The organism is Paenibacillus sp. 01T47 (assembly GCF_056398245.1).
This window is the reverse complement of record NZ_JBFTPA010000002.1, coordinates 725,561-739,495: the sequence shown is the minus strand read 5'-3', so window position 1 is coordinate 739,495 and position 13,935 is coordinate 725,561. Positions and strand designations below refer to the sequence as shown.

Annotated in this window: 11 protein-coding genes and 1 pseudogene; 11 read left to right on the top strand and 1 reads right to left on the bottom strand. The window is 44.3% G+C overall.

The window, feature by feature from the left end:
* The first annotated feature begins 561 nt into the window (after positions 1-561).
* The 4 genes and pseudogenes from AC1DOV_RS07300 to AC1DOV_RS07285 all read left to right on the top strand — a co-directional run bounded on the left by AC1DOV_RS07300 (position 562) and on the right by AC1DOV_RS07285 (position 4,619).
* A complete protein-coding gene (locus tag AC1DOV_RS07300) occupies positions 562-1,470 on the top strand; it encodes an AraC family transcriptional regulator (RefSeq protein WP_441883893.1) in 909 nt (302 codons plus the stop codon).
* 93 nt (positions 1,471-1,563) lie between these two features.
* On the top strand, positions 1,564-2,562 hold the full coding sequence (locus AC1DOV_RS07295; protein WP_477549576.1) for a phytanoyl-CoA dioxygenase family protein: 999 nt from the start codon (positions 1,564-1,566) through the stop codon (positions 2,560-2,562).
* A gap of 178 nt (positions 2,563-2,740) precedes the next feature.
* Positions 2,741-3,211 (top strand): annotated as a pseudogene (locus AC1DOV_RS07290) (discoidin domain-containing protein); the annotation flags it as partial.
* An 802-nt stretch (positions 3,212-4,013) separates the two neighbouring features.
* Entirely contained in the window at positions 4,014-4,619 is a 606-nt protein-coding gene (locus AC1DOV_RS07285) for a DUF1349 domain-containing protein (RefSeq protein WP_441883902.1), read from the top strand.
* Positions 4,620-4,864: 245 nt separating this feature from the next.
* Here the strand turns inward: AC1DOV_RS07285 and AC1DOV_RS07280 are convergent, their stop codons facing one another.
* Positions 4,865-5,074 (bottom strand): hypothetical protein, encoded by a 210-nt coding sequence (locus AC1DOV_RS07280; protein WP_441883905.1) that lies wholly within the window; start codon positions 5,072-5,074, stop codon positions 4,865-4,867.
* Between the two features lie 108 nt (positions 5,075-5,182).
* Between AC1DOV_RS07280 and AC1DOV_RS07275 the strand changes: the two genes are divergently transcribed.
* From AC1DOV_RS07275 to AC1DOV_RS07245, 7 genes are all read left to right on the top strand, one after another.
* On the top strand, positions 5,183-6,304 hold the full coding sequence (locus AC1DOV_RS07275; protein WP_441883908.1) for a GerAB/ArcD/ProY family transporter: 1,122 nt from the start codon (positions 5,183-5,185) through the stop codon (positions 6,302-6,304).
* Positions 6,288-7,736, top strand: a complete 1,449-nt coding sequence (locus tag AC1DOV_RS07270; protein ID WP_477549575.1) for a spore germination protein — start codon at positions 6,288-6,290, stop codon at positions 7,734-7,736. The genes AC1DOV_RS07275 and AC1DOV_RS07270 overlap by 17 nt, the downstream gene beginning before the upstream one ends.
* Positions 7,733-8,872 carry a Ger(x)C family spore germination protein gene (locus AC1DOV_RS07265; protein ID WP_477549574.1) on the top strand — a complete coding sequence of 380 codons (1,140 nt, stop codon included), beginning with the start codon at positions 7,733-7,735 and terminating at the stop codon, positions 8,870-8,872. Before AC1DOV_RS07270 ends, AC1DOV_RS07265 begins: the two co-directional genes overlap by 4 nt.
* A 530-nt stretch (positions 8,873-9,402) precedes the next feature.
* Positions 9,403-10,338, top strand: a complete 936-nt coding sequence (locus tag AC1DOV_RS07260) for a poly(ethylene terephthalate) hydrolase family protein (protein WP_477549573.1) — start codon at positions 9,403-9,405, stop codon at positions 10,336-10,338.
* Entirely contained in the window at positions 10,326-11,531 is a 1,206-nt protein-coding gene (locus tag AC1DOV_RS07255) for a pectin acetylesterase-family hydrolase (protein ID WP_477549572.1), read from the top strand. Before AC1DOV_RS07260 ends, AC1DOV_RS07255 begins: the two co-directional genes overlap by 13 nt.
* A gap of 8 nt (positions 11,532-11,539) precedes the next feature.
* On the top strand, positions 11,540-12,172 hold the full coding sequence (locus AC1DOV_RS07250; RefSeq protein ID WP_477549571.1) for a TetR/AcrR family transcriptional regulator: 633 nt from the start codon (positions 11,540-11,542) through the stop codon (positions 12,170-12,172).
* The gene (locus AC1DOV_RS07245; protein WP_477549570.1) at positions 12,157-13,935 is read left to right on the top strand and encodes a sensor histidine kinase; all 1,779 of its coding nucleotides are present in this window, start codon (positions 12,157-12,159) and stop codon (positions 13,933-13,935) included. Before AC1DOV_RS07250 ends, AC1DOV_RS07245 begins: the two co-directional genes overlap by 16 nt.

Genomic DNA, 13,935 nt, shown 5'->3' with positions numbered 1-13,935 from the left:
AGCCCCGCATTATAGAATTGTGTGTTATTAGCAGATTTTACTTTTTTCGGATCTTCTGCAGAACGCATCGAAATGTACTTCCGGCTGATATCTTCAACTTCTTTTACGAATTGCCAAACCTATAATTCTTAGTATTTTTATATATTGTTACACAACATACTTGGGCATCCGTTTCTTAGGAACGAAGATGTCCATTTTTTTGTGAAGATGAAGTTGAGTGGAGGGAAAGATTTGGCTTCGTTTTTCCATACATACTGTCCGAAGGGGATCAGCAGCAGGTATCGATTGAATGTATGTGATGATTCGAAGGAGGCATTCATACCTCTGACTGAATTTTTACCACGTCCAGCTCAACAGGATCACTGAAAGTATCAGTCATATAATGTGTGAAAACCACAAATGAAACTGGTAGCGATATAACTGCTTGGTATGGTGCATCGATCGTGCGTAAGGTATTTTTCTTTTTTAGCATTAGACTATTTATATGATATCTTCAAGCGAAGGGACAAATAAAATAATTCCTTTGACTGTACATATTAGATAGAGAGGGAGTTGATGAATATGAGTGAACAAGAGCAAGAGACCTTTCAATTGCCCTTAGTCCATAACGCAGGAGACTTTGTCATTCAAGCTGGGTTTGTGCTCGGGCCCAGGCAAATTGACGATTTCGAATTAGTCTACTTTCCCGATGGTACCCAAACGGAATATGAGATAGGCGGAAGCCTATTTGTTCTTAAAGAGCCATGCTTCATATTCACACGCCCAGGTGACTGGCATACCTACCGGTTCGCGCCGGAAAAAAACGTACGGCATTTGTTTGTGCATTTTGATTATGCTTCACTGCGGAATGCGGACGAACGATTCGTGGCCTTGCTCCGAGAAGGGCATATGTTCCTGGCAGGGCGCCATATGCTCGTAACTGGCTTAATGGAGAAAATACTTTGGATTGCGAATCACCAGCCTGCGTATTGGCGGAGAAGGCTTGCCGTTTTGATTTCCGCCTCTCTAGAAGAACTATCGTCCTTTTCCTCACAAGTTGCGGAAGGGGAAGCCATTCCCTTGCCTATTCCTGTTCAACACGCGATTACCTATATGGAAGAGTATTTGACCGATCCTGTAAAGATTGAAGAAATCGCAGCGATATCGGGCTGGTCACATGAATACTTCACACGAATGTTTGTCGCTACCACGGGCATGTCCCCCAAACGGATGCTGCTCGAATTACGGTTTAGGCGTGCTGAGATACTGATGATGAGGGGCACCGGCACGGTAAAACAGATTGCCTATTCGGTGGGCTTCGGTGATGAACACCATTTCTCAAAAATGTATAAAAAAGTTCGTGGAATAACAGCATCGGATTACATAAAAAGGTGCCAGGATCCCTTATTTCGCCACACGGTATCCGTATTGGACCCGTACACTCCTTATCCTTTAAATCGAAATATTTTGGTGAATTCCTTGGTCAAATAAACACATCATTTGCCGGTTTTAGACTATGGAGAGTGCTGCCTCATCACGCTAAAATTAGGGGGTAGGCATATAAATCGAGGGAGTGAACTGGTTATGGGGAAGTTTTATATACCTAAATCACGTGCGAGGGATAACCGCTATTTAGTAAGCGTGAAGGATTATTCCCACTATCACAGAGAAGGCTATTTAATTGTCAGAAACTTATTGTCAAAAGAAGACATCGACGAGCTATATGAATTAGCAGAGCAATCAAGGCTTAATAGCCTTCAGCTAGATAATCAGGCAGATCGTGATAGTAAGGACCCTCTCAAGGAGGAATTTGCAAAGGCGACACGAATTCACATGATGTCTCGTTTCAGCGGAGCAGCGGAGAGGGGCATGCTTAACCCTCGAATAGTCGATGTTACTGAGGCATTGGTCGGGCCGGATGTATACGCCCTTCAGTCCATGCTTTTCTTAAATCCTCCTGGAAAAGGCGGTCAAGGCTGGCATCAGGATGCATGCTATATTAAGACGCATCCAGATACGTTAATCGGAGCGTGGATCGCCTTAGAGGATGCAGATGAAGAAAATGGCTGCTTATGGGTTGTACCCGGTTCGAACCACGAACCCATATATCCTCCTGATGGTGTTGGAGGAGGAAATGTGCACGCGGTGGATGCATTCGAGGATTTGAATGGTGTGCAGAATGTGAGCCATTTGGACGATAATGTGAATACGCTATCTAAGGTTGTCGCAAACTATCCTCCTGCCATACCCGTTCGGCTAAGTCCTGGAGATGTTTTATTTTTCCATTCGCATCTACTTCATCGCTCCTACCCGAATCGTACCCAGGATCGCTACCGTCGCTCATTCGTTTGCCATTATTGCAATGCACGTTCTTGGGTTCCATGGGACCATGACGGATTCGAAGGTCATTCAGGGAATTACCGTCAAATTCTCGTCCGCGGAAACACAAACCTCCCTTATGCTGAGCCAGCATTTGGAACTGAGGTTTATTTGGCAGACGGAGAAGAAGAATCGAGCAGCGTTACAATGATGGGGATGGATAATGGTATGATGATGCCAATTGGAACGGAAAAAGGCGAATAAGAAGTATTGATATTTGGATTGTTTCCAACCATATTGAAATAAATAAAATACAGTCGCCTCAAGCGGGTTCATAGCTTGGGGCGACTGCTCTGTGTAAACATCTATACATATCAAACCTTTTCTGTCTATTGGGCATGAAAGAAGCATATCGCTTTCATTATATAAATTCCAACTGCCCAATTCGACTGTTCGTAACAGCAGCTTACACAATAATTGAGATGATGGCATCGCTGTGTGGACGAGTAAAGCCAATGGCGCGTCAGCAGTGTCACACCACACCATTGAGAACAACTGGCGTGCAGCAGCCGTTGCATTCTTTGGAGGAGGACACAAGTCAACAAATAATGCTATCAGCGACACTGTAGACGGTAACGGTATCAGAATGAATACCGTGTTCCCTGATTACCCACTTTCAGAACAATACTGGCATTCTCTTACCGGATACGATTATTAGTAGTGGCATAAGTAACATCAATGGTACTGGGCTTGACGGAACATTAACCTCACGATTCACATTGCCGCATAAAGGAGCAGCTATTTACACTTATACCGGCAATGGGTATGCAACGTTTAACAATCTGACAACGAGTAATTTGCTAATCCTAACGTGAATTACATTCAAAATAACTTTGGATTAATCATTCAATAAAAATGGCATTCGAAGGGACAACAAGAAACAGGTTTATTACCATCTTAAGTTAATCAGAAATGGATAGAGCAGTGGATTCGTGTGGTTCTGTTTGGAATTGTTTTTTCTATAATACGTTCTATCATGTTACGTTTATCTCGTCGCGGATTCAAGTACAGGGGAATGTTATGCTTAGCTAAACAACATCTACTTTTTTCATAGCTGTAGTTAAAGTAGAGAATGGACATTCACCTGGTTGAGCAATCATGAATTGCTGAAGGACTTTTCTTGATGTCACGTCGATACCAGATACGTGTCCGTCATAACTGGTTTAGTTTGGTTTATAGCGGTAGAGCAGAGAATGATCCAAAAGAGCAGTATCGCTTATCCTTGATGTATACAGATACAAATAAACCTACAGTCAATTCAAATGATGTAATGCTCCTCAGGAGTCTATCATCGGCGATATATATGATAATGACAATTGTTAAAAATGGAAAAAGTTTGATATAATTGCAAAGAGAGATTGGCCACATTATTATAATCAACACAGATATCAGTTGGGACTTCCTACCTCGATGAATCGTTTGGTTCCATCTCAAAAATGTTCAAATGTAATCATTAACTCTTACTAGTGAATTATTGGGATAATTAAAAACGGTATAATTTACTTGTCAAACATGTCGGTTTTCTTGTTTGAAGGAGATTGATTAGGTTAATTTATCGTTGTATCAGCTTAAAATGGTACTATTGTATTTAAGCAATCAGCTACTTTAAACTAGTAATTTGCATCATACTTTATCGAAACAAAGGAGAATCTCCAATGGGAAATTCAATATTTGACAATTTTAAGTGGATTAATGAAAGCAAGGCAACCTATGAAAATGACAAACTGATTATTGAAGCCCCTGCAGAAAGTGATTTCTTCTGTAATAATGGTGCCGTTTCCGAAACAGGAATTACACCGGAAAATCTTTGCAATGCACCATTTTATTACAAAGAAGTTACAGGCGATTTTGTGATGCGTGTTCAGGTTTCTCATGATTTCAGGGATACTTACGATGCGGCGACAATTATGGTTATGCAAGATCTCCAGGTGTGGGCTAAAGCATGCTTCGAACAGACAGATTTTGGTACACATGCTGTAGTAAGTGTTGTCACGAATCATCATTCGGATGACGCTAACGGGTGTAACATTAAAGGTAATCATGTATGGTTACAGGTTGCAAGAGTTGATAACTCATTTTCATTCCATTATTCGTTGGATGGGGTTAAGTTCGATATGATGCGATTCTTTAGCTTACCAGTCGAAAAGACAATTAAGGTGGGACTTGTAGCTCAAGCACCAATAGGAAAAGGTGGAGAACGAGTCTTTCAAAACTTTTCATTGACAAATACAAAGGTTAACAATATTCGGTATGGTGTATAACTTGATTCGAATGTGTTCGTTAACAAATATAAAGAGGTTTTTTCCAACATATAAGAAACTGATTAAGCTGCGATAACCCCAAATAAGTGCGGGATTATCGCAGTTTTTTTTATTTATAATACACCTGTATTCCTGTGGCGAACTGCCAGAACCCAAGTACTTCTTAATATCTTCATTGGCATTATTCGTATAGAGAGAGAGGTACAGATAAACTCAGCTGATAGCGAAGAACGCATAAAATCAATTTATTGCGAATCTTCCGATTTCACGACAGGCTGAAGCCGATCAGCAATAAAGAAACATAGCAATACGGGAACCAGCGTAATGGCATTCACGAGTATAAATCCCCATGTTCCAGCAGCTATCCTTTGGTACCAATAGTAGTCAGATAAAAACACATACACCATAACAAGCCAGACGGCTGAAAAAGTAGACACGATGATATAAGCTTTCACAATGATCTCTCACCTCTGAGCTATTATTCCTTATGCGCAACCCAATTATGCCACGAATAAATTACCAATTACAGCGCATAATGAATCAATCGGTAAGGGAGGTTCAATATGGAACGTCGTATCACGACAATAAGCAACTTTCAAATGATGACCTTAATCGTCATTTCAACGATCGGAACCTCAAGTCTTTACGCCCCTGCAACATTTGCCGATTATGCGGAACGAAACTCTTGGTACTTGGCAGTGGCGGGAGGAATAATGGGTCTCATAAATTTGTGCGTTTTTTTGAAGCTCAATCAACTTTACCCGAATAAAAATATCATTTCCATTTGTACGCATCTGCTCGGTTCTTGGATCGGAAGCGTTATGGCCTTTTTATTTATCTGCTATTTTATTGACGTAACGTCTTGGGTTTTACGCGAGTTTTCCCAGTTTTTTATTATCGTATTAAATCCGCTCATTCCGCAGATCTGGTATTTGTCTGCCGGTGCTATCATGTGTGCGTATGCGGCTTATCATGGCCTTGAAGTGTTTGCGCGTGTTTCAGAGATAATATTCTTTGTTACAGTAACCACCTTCTTGTTGATCTACTTGCTGCTGATCAACCAATATCACCCCGAATATTTGCTTCCAATACTGGAAAACGGTCTGGCTCAGCCGCTCAGGGGGCTTTTGCTCTCTATGTCCTGGTTTGGTGATTTGATGTTTATATCAATGGTTCTGCAGCATGTTCGTAAGACGAAGCACACGAATGCTTATGCCATAAGTGCCGTGGGCATTACATTGCTGCTGCTTTTGATGTCGATCTTATCGTGCACGATGCTGTTTGGCGGCAAGACGACGGCAACCTTTACTTACCCGAGCATTAGTCTCATTCAAAATATAAAGCTGTTCAGCAACATAGAACGGTTTGATGCCGCGCTCGTTGTTGTTTGGGTGATGAGCTCGTTTATCAAAATAACGGTATACTTCTGGTCCGCGAACCAGGGTCTATCACAATTGCTGCGGCTCCGCAAGCCTCACATGTTCATTATTCCGCTGGCCATTGGTTTTGTTATCGTCTCCAAGTTCAAAGTATGGGGATTAATCGAGCTATCTGCCTTTTATGACAGCCAGGCTTGGTATTTTGTTATGTTTCAGCTATTCATTCCAGCCGTGCTGCTGTTTATTGCTTTGATCAAAGAGAATATGAAAAAAAAAGCAGGTGAATGCTGTGGGCAACAACAGTAACAACAAAACAAAGCTCACGAGCAACGTTTGCGATAACAAACGATTGCTAAAGGAATACATGCAAGCGACGGATGATCTGGTTATGGTTCATTCCACCTTTAGCGAGGGCCAGTCTGCTACGGTATGTTATCTAAATGAAATGACAGATACGAGGAAGCTTGATCTTATGCTGATTCGATATAAAGAAGATGAAAACTTGCTGACTGCTTTCCGAATGGACGAGAAAGTCTACACCATCGAGGATGCCGCGGACTCTCTTTCGGCTGGCCTATCGGTACTGTTTTTTGATGAAAAAGAATATGCGATATCCATCAATACGCTCGGAATCCAACTACGAAGCGTGGATGAACCGGTAACTGAAGCGGTAGTGAAAGGTCCAAGAAGTGGATTTACGGAGTCCTTGACCAATAATCTAGCTTTGATCCGTTATCATTTTCCGTCTCCCATCTTAAAGGTTGAATACCGCAAGGTAGGTCACTTGAGTAAAACAAACCTCATCATTCTGTCAGTTGGAGGAATAACGAATCCGGAAATTTTAAAGGAAGTCCACTTAAGAATCAGTGAAATTCCAGCGGATACGATACTGGAAGGCAACTACGTGGAGGAGTGGATCACCGATAACCGCGGGACCTTATTTCCGTTAATTGAATCGACAGAGAGGCCCGATCGAGTTATCGGGGCATTGCTTGACGGCAGAATTGCGGTCATTGTGCAAGGAACGCCTTTTGTAATGCTTCTGCCGTTCGTTTTTTTGCAAGCATTCCAAGTGAGCGAGGACTACGCCTGGAACTACTATATCGGCTCTGTGATGCGTCTAATTCGATTTTTCAGCGCAATGATCGGCATGCTGCTTCCTGCTTTTTACGTAGCTACGGTTACATTTCACCATGAGCTGGTACCGACGACTTTACTGCAGAGCATCGCATCGGCGAAAGAGCCTGTTCCTTTTCCGGCGGTGGTGGAAAGCTTCATGATGATGATCGCTTTCGAAATTATGCGCGAAGCGGGCATCCGCATGCCGAAGCAGGTCGGACAAGCTGTCAGCATCGTAGGCGCCCTCATATTGGGGCAAGCTGCCGTAGCAGCTGGAATCGTATCCCCCATTATGGTTATCGTCGCTGCTCTAACCGGAATTTGCACGTTTACGCTGCCTCCTACCGCTATTAACTATGTCATACGTATGCTTCAGTTCGGAATGACGCTGCTTGCTTCCTTATTAGGATATGTCGGAGTGATGGTTGGGATCATTATGCTCTTGACGTACCTCGCTTCGCTTCGCTCTTTCGGCATTCCTTATTTGGGACCTGCTTCACCATTTAAGTTCGAAGAATTAACGGACATTATCGTTCGTAGGCCGCATTCAATGAACAATAAACGGCCCGGATTGTTTCGTTCGATTCAAAACAGGCGATTCTCAGGTAAGCAAAGATGAAAGCAAGAAAATGGTTTGCTGTCGCGGTAATTGTTGTTTGCTTTATTAATACCGGCTGCAAGGGCAGTATGGAGCTTAACGAACTCCATATTGTACATTCCATTGCCATTGACAAAGGAGAGAACGGAGCGGTTAGATTAACGGCTGAAATTGCGAGGCTGACGACTGGCGGACAACAGCCGAAGGGGATGCAGGAGCGAACGTTTTTTTTATCCACGGAGGGTAGAAGCTTATTCGAGGCCGCCCGTCTCATGAGATCGAAATCGGACCGAACGCTGCTTTGGGGCCACACGTCTGCCATTATATTTAGTGCGGACCTAGCTAGGAGCGGAATTGATAAGATGTTAGAGGATATCCGGCGGTTAAGACAATTTCGGAATTCAACTTTAGTGTACGTAAAGGAAGGTACTGCTTTTGAAGCGTTAAAAGTATCTATGCCAAACGTATCCATCTCTTCTCAAGCACTAAAGGGTTTATCCGAGGGAGGGAACACGACGGCCTTAACCCAAAAAACTACTTTCATTGATGTCTATCAAGAATTAATTAACCAGTACAAAGACATAAGCATTCCGTCGATAGAGATTGTTAGTGACCAGGTAGATAAAAAACTTCAATTGTTACAGACGAAGGGACTTTTTGCTTTTAAAGGCGATCATCTCGTCGGTTTCTTGCATGTACAGGAAACAAAAGGTTTCCTTCGTGCTTCAGGCCAGATGAACGGTTCTTCCGAAACGATAAGGTGCGGGCGAAAGAAGGAGATGCTGACATTTGAAAACATTAATAACCGCAGCGTCATACATCCTATTGTGGATCAGCAGCTCAAAGCAATTGTCAAAATAGAAATTTATGCGGATCTGAATTTAACTAGTCAACAATGCACAGATACGAAGATCGATTCGGAAGAGGTAGCCGCTTGGGAGAAAGCGCTAAATGAAAGCATTACCCAAGAGATCGATCGGTTTATTCAATTTTCCAAGAAAAATAAGGTTGATATGCTTGGGATAGGAGAAATGATTCATCGTAAGCAGCCAAAATATTGGCGTAAAATGAAGGATAATTGGAAGGAGTACTATCCGGTAGTGAAATTTGACATACAGGTGCATACGAGAATAGATCATACGAATTTTACTTCTTGAGTCATAAAGGCTGGTAGTCACATTAAGGTGATTCTGGCCTTTTATGCGTTAAAAGCAATGCTAGTTATTCGTTAAAATGATCTATCAGTATACATAGCCTTGTTTTTAAGAGAGCCAATTACATACCTGGAGTAGAAACCGCCAGTAGTTCACCCAAAATCTACCGCCAAGATGAAAGTCAAAGCAAAAGCAAAAAAGCTAACGTCGAGAAGCAACGGTATGGGAAAAAAAGTCCGAGCGATGAGACTGAAACGGTACAAGAAAGAGCTATTGGCGAAGGTCCAATAGCCCTATCCTCTCCAGAACCCTCAACAACGCCACGATCAAAGAATTAGGATTCCTCTCCACACAAAAGCCTTAATGTGCTGCACTTTTCTGCCCTTATTTTCGTCCCTAGCAACTACAATTCGCAACTTCACAAATCCTGCATTGACAGTGGCAGTGTCCTTTATTATACTTTCATTACACACGGTGTGTAGTAAGTGATCTTGGTGTAATGCAAAATGAAAATGAGAGGATGGCAAGCACGGATGATAACATCAGAGAAGCCAGCTTACCGCCCCTGGGTAAAGTGGATTTTAATTCCGGTCTATCTGCTAGTCATGTATCCGCTTAAATTACGAAGGAGGCTTTACCGCTATCAGCCAGAACCTGTGGAGCAGCGTTATGGCGAACCAGGGCCGCATCGTAGCAGAAGTGTGGTAATTAAGGCAGAGGATGGGAAGCCGCTATACAAAATCTATTGCCCGGAGGAGATGGACGAAGCTTGTCCTGTTATTGTTTGGGGCAATGGCTCGGATGCTCAGCCTGAGAATTATGATGCGCTGCTGCTTCATTTGGCGACTTGGGGCTTTGTTGTAATCGACAGCTATTGCCGTCATACGGGCACAGGCCGAGAAGTTGCAGATACGGTCCGTTATGCCCTGCAGGAGAATGTTAATCCTGCAAGCCCTTTTTATCGCAAGCTGCTGATAGACCGCATTGGTGCAGTGGGTCATTCCCAAGGCGCGACAGGGGTCCTGAATGCAGGGAATTATCTGGATGAGCCGCTTCAGACGGTGGTTACGATTGCGCTGCCGGCTCCGATGTGGTGTGAACCCAAGGATGTTTATGAGATCGAAACGCAAACTGCTGCATTATTTTTCATGGCGGGAACGCATGATTTTATGATCTCGCCAAAGTCCTCCAATCGGAGTGCCTACGCAGCGGTTCGATCAGGCCAAGCAGCTGTTATGGCGATGACGAGAGCGGCACATCATCTAGAGAGCATGGGGCAGGGCGGCATGCATAGAGGTTATTTGACCGCATGGCTGCGTTATCGGTTGGCTGATGATTCAGATGCAGCGGCAGCTTTTTCTGGAGAGCATCCGGAGCTGTACCGCAATAAAGGCTGGAGCGGTGTCCATTCACAAGGACTGAAGGCTGTTAATTATGAGAGAAGAGGGGAATTAGCATGCAAAGGCTGAAGCGAACATTCTTTTTTATTGTTGCAGTGGCAGTCCTTTCCATTGTCTTTGTCAGCCGTAAGGTTTTCAAAAGACCAAGCCAAAAGAATAGCTTCCTTGATACGAAACCGGGCAAGTGGAACAAGGTAAAGCTTAGCAAGCAGACAATGGCCACGGATGGTTCAACGTTTTGCTTGTATTCTCGCAAAGGCAGCAGCCGAAATTTGATGGTCTATTTCTGCGGGGGCGGGGCCTGCTGGGATGCAGAGACAGCGAAGATCCCGTTGTCCCTGCGTTCTTATCTCAAGTATGGGCAATTTGGCTATTATTTCGCCCGAATTCCGTTCTACATCTTTAATATGCACCGTGGGATCTTCGATCAACGTCCAGACAACCCGTTCTCCGAGTGGAATGTCGTCTTCATTCCTTATGTCTCAGCTGACTTCCATACCGGCAATGCTGCAGTTACTTACAGCGATGAGAAGGGAAAGAAGGTGCGGCATATCCGTCATAATGGCAGGAATAATGTGGAGGAAGCGCTGCAATGGGTGTATGCTAATTTCGACACACCGGATAAGCTTCTGATTACAGGCTCCAGTGCTGGTGGGTTTGGTTCAGCCTTCTATGCCAGTGACATTGCGAGCCATTATGAAGATGTAGAAATCTATCATCTCTCTGACAGCTCCTTTCTTGCTTCCGAGCAATGGCCGAGTATTGTAAACAAGCAGTGGAATACGGGTTTCACACGCCAGTTCGCATTTCCGATGGAGACAGATATGATTGGGGCGGCGTTCCGCCACAATGCGAAGGCCATGCCTGCTCATGCTGTGCTCATGCATGCTTGTACGATTAATGACAAGGTGCTCACCTCATTCCAGAACCGTCTTAATGGCAAAGGAGACGATATTGACCCGCAAAGTTTGAAGGCATGGAGCCAGCAGTTTCGAGCGGCAACCCGCCAACTTGACGAACAACTTCCTAATTTTTATTATTTTCTTACAGAATACGGCTATGATAAGGAGAATCACACGACTCCGCATACACTGCTGCCGATGCAAGCCTTCTATGAGGCAGAGGAGGAAGGGCAGAAATTAGTGGCATGGCTGGATAGCATTATTCACAAGCAAGAACGCAGCTCTCGAGGCACACGCTTCCTGCATAACGATGCAGAAGCGAGCTCCAATGCTGCCGAAGAGCTTAGCACTACAGGATAGGGGAGCACATGATGAAGCTTAGAGAGAAACAACTGCAGCTTACCAGAGAAATGATTAAAGAGGCGGCGCTGGCCGCCTTTTGCGAGAAGGGGATTGAGGGTGCGGATTTGGTACTCGTTGCTACCCGTTCAGGCGCATCCAGACGTACCTTGTACCATCATTTTAAGGATAAGGAGGAGCTGGCCACTGAAGTGTATGTAGATAATCTGAAGCACATGTTCGGACGCTTGCTGGTGGAGTTCGATTTTAAATCCCCGCGTGATTCTATTGAAGCCATTCTCGACAAGTATTTGTGGTTAAGAGAGCACCAGCCAGATCTTCTCTATTATGATTCGCTCTTTAGTGTGTATTACGCTAGTATGGGCAAGAATCCGGCGGAACTGGAGGCATTCAAGGAGCTGATCAGCGAGGAGACACGCTTGTCGATGAGTGCTTTTGCCACTGAGCGCGCAGCCGAAATTCCTAATGATGAGAAGCTGGCTTGGATCGAACGTACGCGAATGATTACACATTTGTACTTCATTTATTTACAAAAGTCTGTCTTGATTTGCCGTCAGAACGGTGACGCAACCAAGGCAGAAGAGCTGGAGCAGAATGCGCGTTATAAGGATTTTCTGCTTAGCCTATGGGAAAAGAAATGAATTCACAGCGCAGAAGCAAGCTTCGAAATACGATGCGATTCAAACTCATTGTGGGCGTAGCCGCCATTTTGGTTCCGCTCATTGTGCTGCTCAATTTCAACCAATATTATGCCGCTCAAGTAGTACGTAAGCAAGTCGCTGAGAGCAATCAGAGCTTTATCACCCTCTATATGAATCAAATTGATGGGCTGCTCGATGAAATCGACAGCTTCTTAATTAACATGGTGGCTTCTGACCCGAACCTGCTGCTGCTGGACCGAAGGCAGCCAGAAGCCGAGACGGCACTGCTAAAGGTACAACTGTCCAAGCAGCTATGGAACGAAAACTCCCGTAATGGAGCAGTGGACGGCTTTTTTATTTATAGCACACTAGATGCAAGCTTCATAGAAGCATTCAGTCCACGCCCATCCTATATGGAAAGAGTAGCGGTATCAGGTGAGGTTACCCGTAAGCTGAATGCGTCCCCCACACAGTCTGAGCTTGGGGGGCGTGACTGGCTTGTACGACAGATCGATGGCAGCTATTATATTCTCCGCTTGCTTCAGGCAGCTCCCAACACTTATGTTGGCGCCTGGGTCAAGGCGGACACACTTCTCATTCCGTTTAACCTGATTAATTTAGGCGAGAACGGTTTTTCGCTATTTTCTACAGAAGCTGGAGAGCCTATGCTGCATGCTGAAGTGGTTCGCGAAAAACAAATTGATTTAAGCTTTGCCTCTGGTGGATATAGCTTATCAGGTGGTCCGGAACGTTATCTGACGGTAGGTGAACGTTCCCGGCATGGTGGTTTCCGACTGGTTGCGCTTATACCGGAGCAAGATATTTTGAAAGGTTTTTTCAATCTCTGGAGCTGGAATAGGTTTGTCTCTGTGGGTTCAATATTGCTGATTCCCTTGAGTTTGGTGCTGCTTCGCAAGATGATTTTGCTTCCGATCAGAAGACTGCTATCTGCCATGAATCGAATCGGTGAAGGGCATATGCAAGGGATTCCAGAATCTAAAGCCTCAACCGAAGAATTTAGCGTCGTTAACGATCATTTTAACCAAATGCTTTCCCACATTAGAGAGCTGAAAATCCATGTTTATGAGGAACAATTAAGCAAACAGCAGGCGGAGCTTAGGCAGCTGCAGACAACGATTAATCCTCATTTTTATTTAAATTCCCTTAATATGCTGCACAGTTTGGCTGCTGTACGCAATTATGAATTAATTCAGGAGATGTCGCGCTGTCTCTCGGACTATTTCCGTTACATTTTCCGTAGTCATGTGTCACTCGTCTCTCTCGGGGATGAACTGATGCATATGCGCAATTATATACGTATTCAAGAGCTGCGGTTTCCAGATCAGCTGAGCAGTGAAATTGAGGTGCCATCTTATCTGCTGAACCTCGCTATACCCCCGCTTGTGATTCAAACCTTTGTGGAGAATGCCATCAAGCACGCCTTTACGCTGGAAGCGCCATTCCGGCTATCGATTCATGGAAAGCTAGAATCAGATGGTCAGCTGCCTCGCATTCTACTCGTTATTGAAGATACCGGAGAAGGATTTACCCCAGAGCTGCTGCATCTCTTAAATGAGAAGAGGAACTTGGAGCGTGAGGACGGCAGCAGGCATGGCATCTGGAATGCATGGCGCAGACTAGAACTATTGTATGGCGGAAAAGCCGACCTTAGCTTTCTTAATCTTCATTCAGGCGGGGCTCGAGTCGAAGTTCGCTTACCCATGAAGTCATTCCCGGAAGGAGAGGAGGGAACACCTTGCTGA